The organism is Citrobacter sp. Cu233 (assembly GCF_030332225.1).
Classification (GTDB): Bacteria; Pseudomonadota; Gammaproteobacteria; order Enterobacterales; family Enterobacteriaceae; genus Citrobacter.
The window spans coordinates 393,510-412,221 of record NZ_JAOWIF010000031.1 but is presented as its reverse complement, the minus strand read 5'-3'; the positions used below and the strand labels follow the sequence as shown (position 1 = coordinate 412,221).

Sequence of the window (18,712 nt, the reverse complement as noted above, 5' to 3'; positions counted from 1 at the left end):
TTGCTGGGTCGCCTGTAGCAGGAATTATTAAAGAGAGATTTAAATGTTTACTATCAACGCTGAAGTACGTAAAGAGCAGGGTAAGGGTGCGAGCCGCCGCCTGCGTGCCGCTAACAAGTTCCCGGCAATCATCTACGGTGGCGCAGAAGCCCCGATTGCTATCGAACTGGATCACGATGCAGTTATGAACATGCAAGCTAAAGCTGAATTTTACAGCGAAGTTCTGACCCTCGTTGTTGACGGTAAAGAAGTGAAAGTTAAAGCTCAGGCTGTACAGCGTCACCCGTTCAAGCCGAAGCTGTCTCACATCGACTTCGTTCGCGCGTAATCGCCAACAAGTTGAAGAAAATCTGCCCTCACACAATGCCCTTTGCTTATCAGCAATAGGTTTGGAGTCGGTAGCAGATTTTCGAAAACAAAAAACGGCTCTTTTAGGGCCGTTTTTTATTAACTGTCTAACATTGTTTCCAGTTGTTGATAGCGATACATATTCTGATACCATCCACTTTCTGCAACCAGCTCATCATGTTTCCCCCGCTGTACAATATATCCTTCCTGCAAAACCAATATTTCACTGGCATCCAGCAAACCACTAAGGCGGTGAGTACAAATAATTAACGAGCGTTCTTTCCCCCACAACCTTATATTTTTCAATATTTGAGACTCAGTCTGAACATCGACAGAGGAAAGCGCGGAGTCCAGAATCAAAATCTCACTACGCATTAGTAACGCTCTGGCAATAGCGATCCGCTGCTTTTGTCCACCCGATAATCTCACTCCCCGCTCGCCCACCTGAGTCTGATACCCCTGCGCCAGCTCGAGAATGTCCTGGTGTATACACGCGAGGCTGGCAGCGTACTCAATATCCTTTTGTGTCGCTTGTGGATTACCCAGGGCAATATTTTCCGCGATTGTAGCGGAAAACAGGAATGCAGTTTGATTAACGACAGATAAACGGGCACGCCATTCATTCAGTTTAATCTTATCAACGGGTATGGAGTGATAACGAATATTGCCCTCAGAAATATCAAAATGCCGCTGAATCAACGCCAACAGCGTACTTTTACCCGCCCCTGTTGGTCCACATACACCTAAATTCTTACCTGGTTTCAGGCAACAAAAAATATTATTCAGCGAAAAACCTTTCCCCACTGGATAATTAAAATAGCGTATATTTACCTCAAGAACGCCACGACCCGCAGGTAACCTCAAATGACCATCCAAAACAACCGGGTCTTCTTTCAGCAATATTGTAATTCGTTCATAAGCCACATTTCCCCTCTCAATAATGTTAAACATCCAGGCCAAAGCCAGCATTGGCCAAATCATTAATCCCAGATACATCATGAAACTGGTTAACTTGCCGGGCGTCAGCAAATCATGACTTATCATCCAACAACCCGCCCCTACGGCCAGTAAGTTGGAGCATGCAACAGCCAGGTATATGGTCGGTGCAAACAACGCATTTATCCTGGCAACACGCATGTTCTGTTTACCTGCACGGGCCGCCGTTTCAGTAAATAGAGCCGACTGGCGACTTTCCAGTCCAAATGCTTTAATCAACCGGATATTGGTCAGGCAATCTAGCGTATCATCGTTTAGTGAGGAAAAGGCTGTCTGTGCAGAGCTAAAACGCTGCTGTAACGCGTTACGATACTGTTTAATACAAAAAGCCATAACAGGTAGCGGAATCAACGAAAATAAGGTTAACTGCCAGCCACATTGAACAATCATAACCACCAGTACAGCGCCCCCGGTCACCAATGTATCCACCAGAGAAAATACACCTTCACCAGCAGCAAATGCGACTTTATCCACATCACTGGTGGTCCTGGCGATTAAATCACCGGTACGATAACGTTGATAAAACCCAGCAGACTGCTGACTAAATCGCTGATATAACTGATTACGCAACACAGTGGCCAGATAATAAGAAGCACCAAATAGTAATACTCGCCATATATAATGTAAGATGTAAATTGCAAGCGCTAAACCAGCGATTAATGAAATCCATATTATTATCGTGGTGCGATTAGCCTGATGGTACATTCCCTCATCGATAATTCGCTCCACGATGGTAGGTGGTAATAATTGTAGAAAAGTAATGATACCAAGAATAACGACAGCACCTAAATAACGTTTCCAGTGCAAGACAAAGAACCAGCGTAATTGGATAAACATTTTCACAAGAGTAATCCAACCACCAAAAAGTGATAAGCGGGAATGATTGCATAATGATTAAACGTCATCAGTAACAGAGTTCCTGTTACTGATGACGGGAACCTTTTCCTTAAAATTAAGAGAAAGGTTATTTAATTTTCACATCAAACTGATGGCAATTATTACAATATAATTCCTCAGGTTCTTTTTTATGTAACGTATGGCATACCGTACAACGGATTTCGCCGCCATGAGAGTCATGAAATGAGGCCGTACGGGTTTTACCTGATTCAGGATACTCTTTTAAGATCGTACCTCCAGAAGCATCTTTTTTACCATGATAATAACGTTCACCAGGAGCATGACAACTAACGCAAGCTGGTGTCATATCTTTGTTCGCATTGGTATGGTCGACGTGGCAGTTCCTACATTCGAGACCAATTGTCTTATGCATTTTCATGCCGACAATATCCTGAGCGCTTGCTGAAAAAACACCGATAACACTGCAAAGCACACAGGTAACAAAGGCTATGACAATTTTATTCAGTAGCGTATTCATTTATCACCACCTGCATTCTGCATTCTTGTGCTAATGATATGCTTGGCCGCTATACGACCAGACGTTAATGCAAAACCGGAAGCTGAGCCTTCCAATATCAAATCATAAGAACTGTCATATAAGCCGCCCATATCTTGCCCGACAACATATAAACCGGGGATGATTTTTTCGCTGGTATCATAAACCTGTAGATCGCTATTCATTTTCAGCCCCCCTAACGTCAGGAAGTAGGCTCGAATACCTTTAACCGCGTAATAAGGTCCGGTAACCTGAAATTTAAAGAGATGTTCTTTCTTACGGCCCCAATCAGGATCAAATCCGTCATCAGTATATTTGTTAACCTTGGCCACTGTTGCTTTTAAGGCATCAGCCGGTACATTAATCTGTTTAGCCAGATCGTCCAGAGTTTGCCCTTTAAATAACCAGCCTTCTTTCATACCAATTTCAATAGCTTGATCCAACGCTTTCATCGGTTGACCGGGAACGACAATCGCATTAAAAGCAGTGACGGGTCCCTCGTTAATCATTTTTTGACGCATCGCATCATCCCAAACGGAGTACATTACTCCTCCGTTCATAGTGATTGCGTTATAAACGAGGGTAAAACTGGAACCCAGAGATTCATCAAAGAAACGTTCGCCTTGCCTGTTGATCCACAGAAACGGCTGGCTTAATGATGTTCTGGCCTGTTTTTGATAATCAGCGCCATTAAATTGCCTGATAGGAGGATCCTGATCGACGTAGGGACTATTACCGGCAATAGTTTGCATCCCTGCTACGTCCGCGCCGATCTCCATGCTCATTTTAATCCCATCGCCTTCACGCCCATCAATCAAAGGACCACGAAGTTTTACAGGAACCATATTTTTCTGGTTTACATCCGTTATGTATTTTTCAATCATGTCACGGTTATTAGCAAAACCACCTGTTGCCACAATGACCCCTTTGCCATAGGCAATAATTTTTTCACCCGTGACACTGTTAACTGCTTCTACGCCAACCACCTCGCCACTCTTTTGGTCGCGTAAAATTTTTCTGACCGGTGTTTCCAGGAAAATTTGTCCTCCACCGTCCAAAATTCTTTTATAAAAACTCTTTGTGACCGAGGCTCCGTTATGCTTATACATGTGCCATGTCCACAACGAGTCACTCTCAGGGTAAATGGTGGTCTTTAACTTTGTAAACTCCACACCGTTGCTGGCGACCCAATCAATTGTCTCACCAGAATTTGCCATTAACGTATGCAAAGCGCTGGCGTTGGCTCGCCAGTGGTGAAAATCAATAGCTTTACCAAAAGCCTGATTCAGCGTTGCCCCCTTACCCTCTTTCTTTTGCATCAGGGTACCAATACCGAGACTGCCTTCCGGGTAGACACCCGCACCGCCTAAGCTCGGAAGCTTCTCAAATATAACAACTTTAGCGCCCCCCTGAACTGCAGTTAGCCCGGCAGACATGCCGGATAATCCGCCCCCGATAACAACAATATCGGTTTGTATAATCTTCTCGCTCACTGGCTCAACGGAGGGATTAGACAGATTTATATGTGGAATCTTATTCATATTTCTGTCTGCATAAGCACTCACAGAGAGCGATGCTACTATCCCAGCTAATAAGAGACCTCTTTGTATTTTCCTCATAACACGGTCCTTTTCCATGAAGTTTTAAATCACGTTAAAACATTTATTTTATTTATGTAAAAGTTAGATAGAAGTAACAACCAGAAATACCTAATTAATCCTATTGACGTGTACTTTAATTTGCTAACTTGTGAGCAATTCCTTTATGACAATCGATACACGTTTGACCTTCTTTATGTGAGGCCTCATGAAAAGGAGCCATAAATTTTTTGGTCAATTTAGAAACATCATGGCAATTCCTGCACACCTGAGAGTCATTGGATTTCATTCTCGCCCATTCCTTTCTTGCCATTTCATCACGATGCGCTGCAAATTTTTCTGGTGTATCGATTACTCCGTTTACATGCCCCCAGACCTCTTTAAGTGCATCTGCTTTTCTCACCATTCGGGGGAAGAATTCTTCAGGAATATGGCAATCTGCGCAAGCCACTTTGATACCGGTGCGATTAGCTTTATGAATAGATTTGTTATAACTGTCGGTAAGTATGTTATCTTTCATTTCATGACAACTCAGACAAAAAGTATCTGTACTCGTAACGTGGATAACTGTATTAAAAGCAGCCAGTAGTCCCCCTCCAGCCAAAATAAAAAGTACCAGTACACATCCTACGAGTTGTTTTCTGCTTAAGGACGACAGAAAGAACATTATTTTACCTGTAACACCATTTGCTTTATCATCAGAGTTTCCTTTCTCCATACCATTACTCTCTCAATATATTTCCGATATAAATACATGAACACTCCAAATCATGTAAAATAATATAATTAGCAAATTTTATACAGTTACAATATGAATAATAATACAAAAATAATAATACAACATATGCACCGCGCTGCGCACAAGGAGTATAAATTAACAACCATTATTTTCTCGTGTTGCAAATCACAAACAAGAAGAAAAGAAAGATTAATTAAACCATAAAAATACAGAAACCATTTATACCGAATAAAAATATAATTAAATATGTTTATTTATATAACCATCAACCATGCAAAAATTATATATAAATAAACCTGATTTCATTCTTTTGATTGACCGTATTCCTTATCATTATTTTTAGGCCTGAGCCAGCGCACTCCCCAGCCATGTTCATGACGCCATGACCAGGGAGATAATGTATCAACGCGATTAACTCCCACCCGAAGTCCGACGCTGTAACTGATCGCGCAGATTCGGCGGTGTACCTTTGATGGTTAAGGTATCCGTTGCCGGATCCCAAAAAATACGCTCACCCAACAGCATGGCATCAAAGTTAATCGTCAACCCACCGCCGCTCCCGGCAAACTTGGTTAACTGACGCAGTGTACTGCGATCCGCCGGGAAGCTCTCTTCCAGCTCATACCCTTTATCAGCAGTAAACTCACTGAAACTGACTTCACTGACGCCGGAAAGCTCTTTAGACAGCGACTCCAGTTCGATCTCTTCGCCAGCCTGCAGCTGCTCGTTACAGTAGCTGTAGACCTGCTGGCGCACGTTCTGACGCTCAGCTTTATCGAGCTGCGCCTCAGCGGTAAAGTCGTCCACGGCCTGCAGCAGGCCGCGGTTTTGCGCTTTGGCATTCAGACCTTCGCTGGCGCCGAGGAAATCCATAAAGAAATCGGCAACTTTACGCCCAACCCGCCCTTTCAGGAACGTCAGGTATCGCGTGGACTCCGGGTTGGTTTCCCACTCGGTTAAATCAATACGCGCGACGATGTCCGCATGATTGATATCCAGGTAGTGTGTCGGATTGATATCCAGGTTTTCATTGACGCGCATACTGCTTAAATTATTCAGCACCGCGACCAGAAGATACTCTACCGCCAGATAGCGATAATGGCAGAACAGTACGACACCACCGTCGGCAAAAGGATATTTCGCCAGTTCGTCGCGCAGACGTCCCGTCGCAGCACGACTAAAAGCCAGAAAATCTTCTTCACCCTGACGCTGTAAGCGCAGCGTTTGCGCCAGCTCGCTCTCTTCGCTAAAGAGGCCATAGGCTTTATTTTTGGCGCTATAAACCCGGTGCAACTCAGCCATCATCTCGACAACTGTCGCTGTCGGTTCCAGTAATGAATCGCGCAAGACCAGCTCAAGATTCTGCTCGTCACGTTTGATAAGCTGGTGCAGGGCAATCTGGTTGATATCCAGACTCATGATAAACTCTCCTTTTAGACCGGGCGGTATTCAACCACCTGCCGGGCAGTGACGCAATAGAAGATAAAAAAGCAGAAAAAAAACTGTCTCTACGGTAATATGTTGCCCTTTCATGAACAGACTGATTTCGATTTATGCCACAAATTTCCCGCTATAGTGACGAACACGTTGAACAATTGCTGAATGAGATGCTCAACGTACTGGAAAAACATAAGGCACCAACCGATCTTTCCCTGATGGTTTTGGGAAATATGGTGACTAACCTTATCAATACAAGCATCGCACCGGCCCAGCGCCAGGCGATTGCGAACTCTTTTGCACGCGCATTGCAGTCTTCGGTAAACGACGACCAAGCGCACTAAGAGCCTGCTCCGGGGAAACGAACAACAGTTTATGGTAACTCATCATCAGCGCTACCGTGAGAAAGTCTCCCAGATGGTTAGCTGGGGGCACTGGTTTGCCCTGTTCAACATGTTGTTGGCCATGGTACTCGGTAGCCGTTACCTGTTTGTCGCCGACTGGCCGACGACGCTTGCAGGGCGTGTTTATTCTTACCTGAGCGTTGTCGGGCATTTTAGCTTCCTGGTGTTTGCCACCTATCTGCTAATCCTGTTTCCTCTGACGTTTATCGTCATGTCCCAGAGGCTGATGCGATTCTTATCAGCCATTCTGGCGACAGCAGGTATGACGCTGTTGTTGATTGACAGCGAAGTGTTCACGCGCTTCCACCTGCATCTCAACCCCATAGTTTGGGAGCTGGTCATTAACCCTGACCAGAATGAAGCGGCCCGCGACTGGCAGTTGATGTTTATCAGCGTGCCAATCATTCTGCTAATCGAAATGCTGTTTGCGACCTGGAGCTGGCAGAAACTGCGCAGCCTGACGCGTCGCCGCCATTTTGCCAAACCATTAGCAGCTTTCTTTTTTGTTTCATTTATCGCCTCGCATGTGGTGTATATCTGGGCTGATGCCAACTTCTATCGCCCGATTACCATGCAGCGTGCAAACCTGCCACTTTCCTATCCTATGACCGCACGTAAGTTTCTGGAAAAACACGGTCTGTTGGATGCACAAGAGTATCAGCGCCGCCTGATTGAACAGGGTAATCCGGAAGCGGTCTCAGTCCAGTATCCGCTCAGTGAGCTGCGTTACCGTGATATGGGAACGGGTCAGAATGTCCTGTTGATCACCGTTGACGGTCTGAATTACTCGCGCTTTGAACAGCAGATGCCTGCTCTGGCAGAATTTGCCGGGCAGAATATCTCCTTTACGCGTCACATGAGTTCGGGAAATACCGCAGACAACGGGATTTTTGGCCTGTTTTATGGCGTCTCTCCAAGCTACATGGACGGCATTTTGTCGACCCGAACGCCTGCCGCGCTGATCTCTGCGCTGAATCAACAAGGTTATCAGTTGGGATTGTTCTCCTCTGATGGCTTCACCAGCCCACTGTATCGCCAGGCATTGCTGTCGGACTTCTCGATGCCAAGCGTGCAAACGCAATCTGATGAACAAACTGCAAACCAGTGGATCAACTGGCTGGGCCGCTACGCGCAAGAAGATAACCGCTGGTTCTCATGGGTCTCCTTTAACGGGACCAACCTTGATGACAGCAACCAGAAGAATTTTGCCAAACGCTACGCCAGCGCGGCGCAAGATGTGGATGCAAACATCAACCGTATACTCAGCGCACTGCGTGATTCCGGGAAGCTGAACAATACGGTGGTCATTATTACCGCAGGCCGGGGCGTGCCGCTGACGCAGGAAGAGAATAACTTCGACTGGTCGCGCGGTCATCTCCAGGTCCCCCTGGTTATTCACTGGCCAGGAACACCCGCGCAGCGTATTAATAGTCTGACCGATCATACTGACTTGATGACGACGCTCATGCAGCGCCTGCTTCACGTCAGCACCCCAGCAAGCGAGTACTCACAGGGACAGGATTTGTTTAATGCAACACGTCGCCATTACTGGGTCACAGCAGCTGACAGCAGCACAATGGCGATTACCACGCCAGAGATGACGCTGGTGCTCAACAACAACGGTAATTATCAGACCTATGATTTGCGCGGTGAGAAAATTAAAGACCAGAAACCACAGCTGAGCCTGCTGCTACAGGTCCTGACGGATGAGAAACGATTTATTGCTAACTGATTAATTATAAATCAGTTAGCAAGGCATCCTCTTGCATTCGTGGTGGAAAGCAGTAGTATTAGCAGCCATAACGTCGGCACGTAGCGCAGCCTGGTAGCGCACCGTCATGGGGTGTCGGGGGTCGGAGGTTCAAATCCTCTCGTGCCGACCAAAATTCCCCAAAAAAACCAACCGTAAGGTTGGTTTTTTTATGCCTGCGATTCAATGGTCCGCACCACCACCACGACTTTCCACACAGGTTTTACTACTTACCCATGGACAAATTGGGGTAAAATTTATCCTCTCATCAGCACATGGAATCTGGACGATTTATGTGCTGAAAACAATAATGATACTAATAAAAACTCAGGAGAAAAGTATGCCTGAAGCAACGCCTTTTCGGGTGCTGATTGTTGACGACCACCCACTGATGCGGCGAGGAATTAGTCAATTATTGCAACTGGATAGCGCATTCGATGTGGTCGCTGAAGCCGGCGATGGCGCAAGTGCTATCGATCTGGCAAACCGTCTGGATCTTGATGTGATCCTGCTCGATCTCAATATGAAAGGCATGAGCGGGCTGGACACCCTGAATGCGCTACGCCGGGATGGCGTCACTGCACAAATTATTATTCTTACCGTTTCGGATTCCGCCAGCGATGTGTACGCCCTGATTGATGCCGGCGCGGATGGCTATTTGCTTAAAGACAGCGATCCTGAAGTCCTGCTGGAAGCCATTCGCGCTGGCGCAAAAGGAGGTAAAGCCTTTAGCCAACGCGTCAGCGATTATCTGCGGGAACGGGAACTGTTTGGCGCCGAGGAAGATCCGTTCAGCGTACTCACCGAACGTGAGCTGGATGTGTTACATGAACTGGCTCAGGGATTATCGAATAAACAGATTGCATCTGTACTGAATATTTCCGAGCAAACGGTGAAAGTGCATATCCGCAACCTGCTGCGAAAACTTAACGTCCGCTCTCGCGTTGCCGCCACCATCCTGTTTTTGCAAACACGCGGAATGCAGTAATCGATAAGATGCCGGATGCGACGCCTCAGCGTCTTATCCGGCCTACAAGGCCCGTACAGGCCCGAAAGCTGCGCGCCATCGGGCAATCTGAATGAACGCTTATTTCTCCTGCGGTGCTAACTGTTCCATCGCCTGTTTGATGCTGCGCTCAATTACCGCCCGACGGGTATCATTGGCGGGCAATAATTTCAGCATCATCTCCCACGCCGCAACCGCCTCACCGAAGCGCTGCTGTTCGAAAGCGTTAAAAGCGTACATGCTCAGTACGCGCACATTCGCATGTTCGCTCCTGACCAATTGACGTAACAACTCCCCACCGCGACGGTTATCATCGGGATCGGAAGAACGGGTCAACGCTTCAGCATAACCCAGCGCAGCATCGCTGTTTTTAGGATCCAGTCGGTATGCATTGGCATACGCTTCAGTCGCCGTACTGGCATTACCGAGAACCATGCCTATGCGACCAAGCATAATCCAGCCTTCAACGTTTCCGGTATCGGTTTGCAGCCGGGTGCGTAATCCCAGCGCCAGACGCGCCATATCCTCTTCATTCAGCGGTTCAGCCTTTGGATCTAACGCCCGCTCCAGCAACGCCGGAGCCTGTGCAGTCGCCTGGTGCCAGACCTTAACCTGCTTATAGCTGCCGGTTTGGTAATAGCTCACCGCGCCCACCACCAGCGCCACGATAACGCCGGGTATAAAGAGTCCTAATCCACCGCGTTTACCGTCGGGAGTAATATCATCAGAAAATTCTTCCTGCTTCACTCGTACACGACGGCGTGAACGGGCAAAAATAATCCAGCCCCCCAGACCAATTGCCACAACAGGCATCACCCACAGCAGCACAGTCAGCGGCGTCAACGGCGGATCATACGTCACGAAATTGCCGTAACGCGCCACCATGTAATCGACAATTTCTTTCTGGCTTTTCCCTTCCTGCATCAGTTCGTAAACCTTCTGACGCAGATCGGTGGCAATCATTGAGTTAGAGTCAGCAATGCTGTTGTTCTGACACTTGGGGCAGCGTAACTGTTCAGTGAGCTGACGGAACTGCTGTTCCTGCGCCTCATCTTTGAACTGCATCACGTCAATAGTGGCCAGCGCCGATCCCGAGATAACCAGCATCAGCAGGCCCAGAAAGAACCTCATTGCGCCGCCTCCTTACTGTATTTATCCCACAATGGTTTGATCTCGCTCTCCCACACCCTGGCGTTTAAGTCGCCGGCATGGCGATAGCGAATAATGCCTTTACCGTCGATCAGGAATGTTTCCGGTGCACCATACACGCCAAGATCCAGCCCGAGCATGCCGTCACCGTCAAACAAACTTAAGGCATACGGATTGCCCAGCTCTTTCAGCCAAACGATGGCTTTTTGACGATCGTCTTTATAGTTCAACCCAACGACCCGCACGCCTTGTACCGACAGCTGGTTCAGATACTGGTGCTCAGCGCGACAGGTCGGACACCAGGTCGCCCAGACGTTCAGCAGCACCGGTTTCCCTTGCGTCAACACATCAGCCTGGTAATGCTGGCCCGGATTTTCCAGTGACTCCAAACGGAATGTCGGCACCGGCTTACCGATTAACGCCGATTCCAGATTCGTCGGGTCGTCTCCCTGTGCGTTACGTGCCAGTTGCCACAGCAGCGCCGCTGCAATAACGAGAAAAATAATAAATGGAATTAACAATGCATTGCGCTTCATACAGCCTCCGGCGCGTTTTTTTGCGCAGCAGCACGAGGACGCGTGCGCTGGCGATAGCGTGGATCAAACAGGCAGAACAACCCGCCCAGCGCCATCAGCAACCCTCCGGCCCAAATCCAGCGAATAAACGGTTTATAGTACAGACGCACTGCCCATGCGCCATTGTCCAGTTCTTCGCCTAATGCAGCGTACAAGTCACGCGTCAGTCCGCCATCGATCGCCGCTTCGGTCATCATTGAACTGGTGCTGTTGTAAAAGCGTTTTTCCGCATGCAGCGTCGCTTCCGGCTTGCCGTCACGGGTAACACCAATCACGGCCACGCCCCCCCGATAGTTAGGTCCGGTAATATCTTTTACTTCGCGGAAAGTGAACTGATAATCATGGATACTGACGCTATCGCCCGCCTTCATTCGCACATCACGTTCAACGCTGTAGTTCTGGCTAAAGGCAATACCGACAATGGTAACAGCCAGCCCCACGTGACCTGAAACCATGCCCCAGTAGCTCGGCGTCAGCTTCGTGCCACGCGAAATACGCAGGAACGCTTCGGACATAGCCAGCACAAATATCCAGCATGCCATTGCCATACCCACGACCGTCATGGCAGCGATGCGGTCTTCAAACAGCCACGGCAGCAGCACGGACAGTACCAGCGTGGTAACAAACGCGACAATCAGTAGCGTCTTAAGCTTACGCGGTCGGTCACGTCCCCAGCGCACCAGTGGCCCAATCCCCAGCAATAGCGCAAACGGTGCCATCAGCCAGGTAAACATGGTATTGAAGAATGGCTCGCCAATCGAAATACTGCCCAGTCCCAGCTGTTTGTGCACCAACGGCAGCAGCGTACCCAGCAGCACCACCAGCATCGCTGCAATCAGCAGAACGTTGTTCCCCAGCAGCAGCGATTCGCGCGACCACAGCGCGTTATTGACCCGCGAGCGAACCTTGTGTCCACGTACCGCAAACAGCAGCAGGGAACCGCCGATAACCAGCACCATAAAAGCAAGAATGAACATCCCGCGCGACGGGTCAGAGGCGAAAGCGTGCACCGACACCAGTACCCCCGAACGCACCAGGAACGTCCCCAGCAAGCAAAGCGAGAAGGCGCATATTGACAGCAGCAACGTCCAGGCTTTAAAGCTGGCACGTTGTTCGGTCACTGACAGCGAGTGCATCAGCGCAGTCCCCACCAGCCACGGCATAAACGAGGCGTTCTCAACCGGGTCCCAGAACCACCAGCCGCCCCAGCCCAGTTCGTAGTATGCCCACGCAGACCCGAGCACAATACCCAGTGTCAAAAACACCCATGCAGCCAGCGTCCACGGACGGGAAAAACGGGCAAAGGTGCTATCCAGACGCCCGCTCATTAGCGCGGCAATCGCAAAAGCAAAAGCCACAGAGAAACCGACATACCCCATATACAGCAATGGCGGATGGAAGATCAGCCCCGGATCCTGCAATAGCGGATTCAGGTCGCGGCCTTCAATAGGAAAATCTGGCAACGTGCGGGCAAACGGATTGGAGGTAAACAGGATAAACAGCAGGAAGCCAACGCTGACCATGCCCATCACCGCCAATACGCGGGCGACGATATCCAGCGGCATCCGCTGGCTGAACAACGCCACAGCGAACGTCCAGCCGCTCATCAGCAACACCCACAGCAACAGTGAGCCTTCATGCGCGCCCCATGTCGCGGCGACGCGATACCAGACCGGAAGTTGCGTATTGGAGTTACTGGCGACATAGGTCACGGTAAAATCATTGACCACAAATGCGTTAATCAGGACCAGAAACGCGCCCATCACACAAATAAACAACAGCCAGGCGAATGGCCGCGCAGAGGCCATCATCCGCACATCGCCACGCGCGACACCCCACAGCGGATAGACCGAGAGCAGTAATGCAACGCCGAGCGCCAGGCACAATAGCCCATTGCCAATTTCAGGCATCATGACGTTTTATCCTTATAAACACTTTCCGGGCGACGGTGGTTCTCCTGCATCGCTTTTTCGACTTCCGGCGGGGTGTAATTTTCATCATGTTTGGCAAGGACCTCTTTGGCCTGCACATGATTTCCCTGATCCAGTTCGCCCTGAACAACAACGCCCTGTCCTTCACGGAACAGATCCGGCAAAATGCCTTCATACGTCACATCCACCACGCCTTCGGCGTCATAGATGCTGAAGTTAACTTTCAGCGACTGCGGGTCGCGCTTCACACTACCCGGCATAACCATTCCGCCAACGCGCAGGCGTTGACCGACTTCCGGCATCTGCTGAGTTTCGCGCTTGCCGTAGAGTATTTCTCCCGGCGTATAGAATAAATCGATATTGGAACGCAGTGCGTAGAGCACCAGCGTGATGGTCAATGCCAGGCCCGCCAGCACCGCACAGGCTATCCATAACCGATTTTTACGTCGAATATTCACGCCGCCTCCCGTTGAGCTTGCGCTGCACGCATGCGGGCTTCCCGCGCCCGTTGTTGCGCCACCCCGCGCAAAATCGCGCGATGCTGTAGTGCAGAATGCAGCACCAGCACCACCAGCGGAATTACGCTCATGGCCACGGCCAGCCAGACATATAAGGCGTAACCGCCCATCGCGAAAAAATCACTCCATGATGCAAATGCAGGGGTCATTGGCGGCCTCTTTTTAAGATCAGTTCACTCACCCACGGGCGGCGTTTTTCCATCAATAAAATCAGATTACGCATGCGCATCAGCGCCAGCGTGACAAACAGAAGTAGATAGCCAACGATCGCCAGGCGCAGTGGCGTACGCATCGCCGGATCAATACTTTGCTGCATACGGGTCGACCCCTGGTGCAACGTGTTCCACCACTCAACCGAGTAGTGAATAATCGGTAAGTTCACGACACCAATCAGCACCAGAATGCCAGCAGCACGCCCCGCCAGGCGGCGGTCATCAAAGGCATGCCACAGCGCAATGGCACCAACATAGAGAAACAACAGCACCAGCTCAGAAGTGAGTCGGGCATCCCAGACCCACCAGGTTCCCCACATCGGTTTTCCCCATGCAGAGCCCGTCACTAGTGCAATAAAGGTAAACACTGCGCCAACGGGTGCCATCGCAGCCAGCGCCAGATTGGCCATTTTCATCTGCCAGACCAGGCCGATAAATGCGGCAACCGCCATCGACGCGTAAATGCCCATCGACCAGATTGCCGCCGGGACGTGCAGATAGATGATGCGATAGCTCTGCCCCTGCTGATAATCCGCTGGCGCGAAACCAAATCCCCAAACCCATCCGGTTACCAGTACCACTGCGCTGGCAATCGCCAGCCATGGAATAAACCAGCCACAGATCTGATAGAGACGTGGGGGCATCGCCAGTTGATGAAGTGTTTTCCACATAGTTCAGTCACCAGACTCAATAAATTAGTAAATTTCCGTTTTACCGGAGGGCGGCTTCGCCTTGTCCGGCCTACAAGTCATATCTGCGCTATTGCACGCTGATACGTAATGCAGCCGCCGTCGCAAAGGGACTTAACGTGGCGCTTCCTACCAGTAGAGCGCCAAGAATCGCCATATACCCCTCAACGGATAAGTGCATTGAGGCGGCGTCCATCGCAGCGGTCGCAAAAATCAACAATGGAATGGTTAGCGGGAGTACCAGCACGCTCAACAGCACGCCACCGCGTTTTAACCCCACCGTCAGTCCCACGCCAGGTGCGCCGAGAAAACCCAGCGTCGGCGTTCCAAGCAGCAACGTCAGCGCCATAATTTGCCAGCCATACATATCCATTCCCAGCAGCAATGCCACCAGCGGCGAGAGAATCAGCAGCGGCAAACCTGTTACAACCCAGTGCGCCATCACCTTCGCCAGCACCACGGCCGGTAGCGGCAATGGCAGCAGCATCAATTGTTCGAGGCTGCCATCCTGTAAGTCATCCCGGAATAAACGTTCCAGCGCCAGTAATGATGCCAGCAATGCCGCCACCCAGATAATGCCCGGTGCAATGCGAGCCAGCAGCTGTGGCTCCGGCCCTATGCTGAGCGGGAACAGGGTTATGACGATCAGGAAAAACCATAACGGATTGGCGATCTCTGCACTATGACGGAACGCAACTCGCAGTTCTAAACGGAAGATTTGCCACATCATTGCACGGCCCTCTCGCTGGTCAGCGCAATACGTCGCACTTTATCGGTCTCAACACCCAGAGGCTGGTGCGTGGTAAGGATCACAATACCACCCTGCTCTGTATGCTGTGCCATGCGCTGAGTCAGTCGCTCAACGCCGTGCACATCAATTGCCGTAAAGGGTTCATCGAGGATCCACAGTCTCGCGCGGGTCAGCCAGAGGCGAGCCAGTGCCACGCGCCGCTGTTGTCCGGCGGAGAGTTGATTAACAGGAATATCTTCATATCCGGCGAGACCTGCCTGCGCCAGCGCCGCCAAACAATCGCCATCGTGATGGAAAAACCGCAGATTCTCCAACGCCGAAAGCCGGGTTTTTATCCCCGGCTGATGTCCGATCCACAGTAGTTCCTGATGGTAGCTGTCCCGCACCTGGTGCAGCGATTTCCCTTGCCAGCAAACCTCTCCGGCGTCAGGACGAGCCAGCCCGGTGAGCAACCGCAACAGGGTGGTTTTCCCTGCACCATTACTCCCGGTAATTTGTACCCATTCCCCTGCATTGACGCGAAATGACAGATCGCTAAACAGTATTCTGTCATCTCGCTCACAGAGCAGTTCTCTGGCCTCAAGCATCCTGATTATTTACATCCTGTTAAAAGCCCGGTTTGACTTCGCGCATATCAGGCAGTTTGTGTGCAATCCCTTTATGACAGTCAATACAGGTCTGCCCTTCTTTCACGGCCTGGTCATGCATTTTTGCCGCAACACCTTTCTGGGCGGTTAAATCCATAAACTCAAAGTTGTGACAGTTCCGACACTCCTGCGAGTTATTGTCTTTCATACGCCGCCACTCATTTTGCGCCATCGTTAAACGATGGTCTTCAAATTTTTGCGGTGTATCTATCAACCCCAGTGCTTTCGCGTACAGCTCCTTGCTGGCCTTGATTTTGCGGATCATTTTCGGACCCCACTCATGCGGGACGTGGCAATCAGGGCAGGTCGCACGTACACCGCTGCGGTTGTTGTAGTGTACGGTTTCCATGTATTCCTGATAGACAGTGTTGCGCATTTCGTGACAGCTGATACAGAATTCTTCAGTGTTGGCCTTTTCCATACCGGTGTTAAAACCGCCCCAGAAAATAATGCCGCCCACAAAGCCGATTAACAACAGCGTGCCGAGCGCCAGACGGCTGGGGCGACGCCACCATTGCCAGACGCGCTTAATCCAGCCTGGTTTACGGTTAGAATTTTCCATAATGACCTCTTATTTCCCGTAACCTTTCGAGGGGGTGAAGGTATTTTCAACAATCGGTGCCGCATCAGCCTGCGGGACATGACACTGCAGGCAGAAGTAACGACGCGGAGCGACTTCAGCCAGTACCTTGCCATTGCTGTCCATAAAGTGCGTCGGGCTGATACGCGGTGCACCGGTGGTGCGATAGCTTTCAACACCGTGACACTGCAGGCAACGGTTGGTATTGGTAGTCACCTGGTAGCCGTCAACGCTGTGCGGAACCATCGGTGGCTGATTCACATAATTCAGCGGCATACGCTCCTGCTCTTTCGGCATGCGAATCGCCCCTTCCTGTGTCCCTGAGACTTCCGGTGACTGGCTCAGATCCACTCCGTTTGCAGCCCAAACGGCCCCACTGACTACCAGGGCCAGCGCGGCTGTCCATTGACTCAGCGCTTTAATCAGGTCATGGCTTTTCATGATTTCGCTCCCGAACTCCATCGTGTTGTTATTGTAAAAACATCCTCAGAACAGACATCCACACAGCGACCGCAGGCCATGCAATCGCGACTGGTCACCTGCACCGGGCTTTGCTCATCCAGCACCGGCGCACGTAGCACATGCGGTTCCGGGCAAACATGAAAACAATCCATACAGCGGTTACATCTCTTACGTTCTTTCGCCGAAACGGTTAATGCACCTTTACTACCCAATGCGCCATATAGCGCACCCAGGGGGCAGAGATGCCCGCACCAGCCATGCTCAACAACCAGTAAATCAAATAAAAACAGCGCGAGAATAAGTAGCGCCCCGCTCCCAAAGCCCATTACCAGGCTACGTCCCAGCAAAGAGACCGGATTTATCCATTCCCACAGCAGCGTCCCTGTCAGGGCTGAACCGACCAGGATAACCACCAGCAGGACGTACCGTATATGGCGCGGCAAAGTCGCAGACTGATTCAGGTCAAATCTTCTGCGCAGCCAGCTCGCCAAATCAGTAACCGGATTCATCGGGCAGACCCAACTACAAAACAATCGCTTACCTGCAAGGGCATACAGAACCGTGATAATGGCGGCCCCTGTTAACGCGACTGTTGCGGGCAGGTGCCCGCTGGCCAGGCTTTGCAGGGTGATCAGCGGATCGGTGAACGGAAGGGTATCCAGCAACAGGCTGCTGCTGTAATTACCATGCAGCACCCAGACACCCAGCCACGGACCGCTGAGAAACATTGCCAGAACCAGGAACTGGCTCAGACGACGCAACACCAGCCAGCGATGGCTCCGCCACCAACCTTTTTTCGCTTGTGCTTCACGCCCCGCATCACGTTTACGATTTGCCATTGTTCCCCTCCAGCCAACCGAAGCGGTAATGGTGCCCCAACTCCCCTTTCGCCAGCGACAGTGGCAACACTTTTATTGCCGGTTGTTCCAGTACGCAGACTTTTTCGCATTTACCGCAGCCGGTACAGGCATCGCTATGCACGGTCGGAATAAACCGCGCATGCTTACCGGTACGCATGTTGCGATCCAGTTCCAGGGTGATGGCCTCATCGATTTTCGGACACTCGCGATAGCAAACGTCGCAACGCAATCCCTGATAGTTAAGGCAGTTCTCGTGATCCAACAACACCGCCAGTCCCATGCGTGAATCGTCAATAGACTCGATCTCCCTGTCCAACGCGCCGCTGGGGCAAACTTTGGCGCACGGAATGTCTTCACACATCTCGCAGGGGATGTCGCGAGCGACAAAATAGGGTGTTCCGGCCGCCAGCCCGGAGGCCAGCGTTGCCAGTTTCAGCGTGTCGTACGGGCAAGCCTGGACGCACTGACCACAGCGCACACAGGCACTGGCAAATGCGTCCTCACTCAGAGCCCCAGGCGGGCGCAGCCGCACGCCTGTTGCGCGTGCGGTTTGCTGTTGCAACCCCAGCGCCACGCCAACGACAGCCAGCCCGCCCGCCGCGCGAACCATATCGCGCAGGAAGCGGCGGCGGCCATTTTGGGGTTTTGCTGACCGGGACATAACGCG

At 50.6% G+C, this 18,712-nt stretch carries 21 protein-coding genes and 1 tRNA gene; 5 read left to right on the top strand and 17 right to left on the bottom strand.

Annotation, left to right across the window (positions count from 1 at the left end):
- Window positions 1-43 precede the first annotated feature (43 nt).
- Window positions 44-328: a 50S ribosomal protein L25 gene (gene rplY / locus OGX95_RS08395; RefSeq protein ID WP_286629110.1), complete on the top strand. Its 285-nt coding sequence runs from the start codon at window positions 44-46 to the stop codon at window positions 326-328.
- A gap of 119 nt (window positions 329-447) precedes the next feature.
- Here rplY and OGX95_RS08390 read toward each other — a convergent pair whose 3' ends face one another.
- The 5 genes from OGX95_RS08390 to yejK form a co-directional block, all read right to left on the bottom strand.
- On the bottom strand, window positions 448-2,187 hold the full coding sequence (locus OGX95_RS08390) for a SmdA family multidrug ABC transporter permease/ATP-binding protein (protein ID WP_286629109.1): 1,740 nt from the start codon (window positions 2,185-2,187) through the stop codon (window positions 448-450).
- 121 nt (window positions 2,188-2,308) lie between these two features.
- Window positions 2,309-2,719, bottom strand: a complete 411-nt coding sequence (locus OGX95_RS08385) for a cytochrome c3 family protein (RefSeq protein ID WP_286629108.1) — start codon at window positions 2,717-2,719, stop codon at window positions 2,309-2,311.
- Complete coding sequence (locus OGX95_RS08380; RefSeq protein WP_286629107.1) at window positions 2,716-4,356, bottom strand: FAD-dependent oxidoreductase; 1,641 nt, start codon at window positions 4,354-4,356, stop codon at window positions 2,716-2,718. Before OGX95_RS08380 ends, OGX95_RS08385 begins: the two co-directional genes overlap by 4 nt.
- 115 nt (window positions 4,357-4,471) lie before the next feature.
- Window positions 4,472-5,053: a NapC/NirT family cytochrome c gene (locus OGX95_RS08375; protein WP_286629106.1), complete on the bottom strand. Its 582-nt coding sequence runs from the start codon at window positions 5,051-5,053 to the stop codon at window positions 4,472-4,474.
- Between the two features lie 432 nt (window positions 5,054-5,485).
- A complete protein-coding gene (gene yejK, locus OGX95_RS08370) occupies window positions 5,486-6,493 on the bottom strand; it encodes a nucleoid-associated protein YejK (protein WP_286629105.1) in 1,008 nt (335 codons plus the stop codon).
- Between the two features lie 134 nt (window positions 6,494-6,627).
- Here yejK and OGX95_RS08365 point away from each other — a divergent pair, with 134 nt between their 5' ends.
- The 4 genes from OGX95_RS08365 to narP all read left to right on the top strand — a co-directional run bounded on the left by OGX95_RS08365 (window position 6,628) and on the right by narP (window position 9,653).
- Window positions 6,628-6,855 carry a YejL family protein gene (locus OGX95_RS08365; protein WP_003027506.1) on the top strand — a complete coding sequence of 76 codons (228 nt, stop codon included), beginning with the start codon at window positions 6,628-6,630 and terminating at the stop codon, window positions 6,853-6,855.
- 31 nt (window positions 6,856-6,886) lie between these two features.
- Window positions 6,887-8,647, top strand: coding sequence for an LPS biosynthesis-modulating metalloenzyme YejM (yejM, locus tag OGX95_RS08360; protein WP_286629104.1), 1,761 nt, complete (start codon window positions 6,887-6,889; stop codon window positions 8,645-8,647).
- Between the two features lie 74 nt (window positions 8,648-8,721).
- Window positions 8,722-8,798 (top strand) — tRNA-Pro (locus OGX95_RS08355).
- Window positions 8,799-9,005: 207 nt separating this feature from the next.
- Window positions 9,006-9,653, top strand: coding sequence for a nitrate/nitrite response regulator protein NarP (gene narP / locus OGX95_RS08350; protein WP_286629103.1), 648 nt, complete (start codon window positions 9,006-9,008; stop codon window positions 9,651-9,653).
- A gap of 99 nt (window positions 9,654-9,752) precedes the next feature.
- Here narP and OGX95_RS08345 read toward each other — a convergent pair whose 3' ends face one another.
- The 12 genes from OGX95_RS08345 to napG form a co-directional block, all read right to left on the bottom strand.
- A complete protein-coding gene (locus OGX95_RS08345) occupies window positions 9,753-10,802 on the bottom strand; it encodes a cytochrome c-type biogenesis protein CcmH (RefSeq protein WP_286629102.1) in 1,050 nt (349 codons plus the stop codon).
- Complete coding sequence (gene dsbE, locus OGX95_RS08340) at window positions 10,799-11,356, bottom strand: thiol:disulfide interchange protein DsbE (RefSeq protein WP_286629101.1); 558 nt, start codon at window positions 11,354-11,356, stop codon at window positions 10,799-10,801. Before dsbE ends, OGX95_RS08345 begins: the two co-directional genes overlap by 4 nt.
- Window positions 11,353-13,308 (bottom strand): heme lyase CcmF/NrfE family subunit, encoded by a 1,956-nt coding sequence (locus OGX95_RS08335; RefSeq protein WP_286629100.1) that lies wholly within the window; start codon window positions 13,306-13,308, stop codon window positions 11,353-11,355. The genes dsbE and OGX95_RS08335 overlap by 4 nt, the downstream gene beginning before the upstream one ends.
- Window positions 13,305-13,784: a cytochrome c maturation protein CcmE gene (gene ccmE, locus OGX95_RS08330; protein ID WP_005129319.1), complete on the bottom strand. Its 480-nt coding sequence runs from the start codon at window positions 13,782-13,784 to the stop codon at window positions 13,305-13,307. The genes OGX95_RS08335 and ccmE overlap by 4 nt, the downstream gene beginning before the upstream one ends.
- Entirely contained in the window at window positions 13,781-13,993 is a 213-nt protein-coding gene (ccmD, locus tag OGX95_RS08325; protein WP_286629099.1) for a heme exporter protein CcmD, read from the bottom strand. Before ccmD ends, ccmE begins: the two co-directional genes overlap by 4 nt.
- Window positions 13,990-14,727: a heme ABC transporter permease gene (locus OGX95_RS08320; RefSeq protein WP_286629098.1), complete on the bottom strand. Its 738-nt coding sequence runs from the start codon at window positions 14,725-14,727 to the stop codon at window positions 13,990-13,992. Before OGX95_RS08320 ends, ccmD begins: the two co-directional genes overlap by 4 nt.
- An 88-nt stretch (window positions 14,728-14,815) precedes the next feature.
- The gene (ccmB, locus tag OGX95_RS08315) at window positions 14,816-15,475 is read right to left on the bottom strand and encodes a heme exporter protein CcmB (protein ID WP_286629097.1); all 660 of its coding nucleotides are present in this window, start codon (window positions 15,473-15,475) and stop codon (window positions 14,816-14,818) included.
- Complete coding sequence (ccmA, locus tag OGX95_RS08310; protein WP_286629319.1) at window positions 15,472-16,089, bottom strand: cytochrome c biogenesis heme-transporting ATPase CcmA; 618 nt, start codon at window positions 16,087-16,089, stop codon at window positions 15,472-15,474. Before ccmA ends, ccmB begins: the two co-directional genes overlap by 4 nt.
- A 13-nt stretch (window positions 16,090-16,102) precedes the next feature.
- Window positions 16,103-16,705 (bottom strand): cytochrome c-type protein NapC, encoded by a 603-nt coding sequence (gene napC, locus OGX95_RS08305; protein WP_096756434.1) that lies wholly within the window; start codon window positions 16,703-16,705, stop codon window positions 16,103-16,105.
- 9 nt (window positions 16,706-16,714) lie between these two features.
- Window positions 16,715-17,164: a nitrate reductase cytochrome c-type subunit gene (gene napB, locus OGX95_RS08300; RefSeq protein WP_048212558.1), complete on the bottom strand. Its 450-nt coding sequence runs from the start codon at window positions 17,162-17,164 to the stop codon at window positions 16,715-16,717.
- Window positions 17,161-18,024, bottom strand: a complete 864-nt coding sequence (gene napH, locus OGX95_RS08295; protein WP_286629096.1) for a quinol dehydrogenase ferredoxin subunit NapH — start codon at window positions 18,022-18,024, stop codon at window positions 17,161-17,163. The genes napB and napH overlap by 4 nt, the downstream gene beginning before the upstream one ends.
- On the bottom strand, window positions 18,011-18,706 hold the full coding sequence (gene napG / locus OGX95_RS08290) for a ferredoxin-type protein NapG (protein ID WP_137384108.1): 696 nt from the start codon (window positions 18,704-18,706) through the stop codon (window positions 18,011-18,013). The genes napH and napG overlap by 14 nt, the downstream gene beginning before the upstream one ends.
- Between the last annotated feature and the right edge of the window lie 6 nt (window positions 18,707-18,712).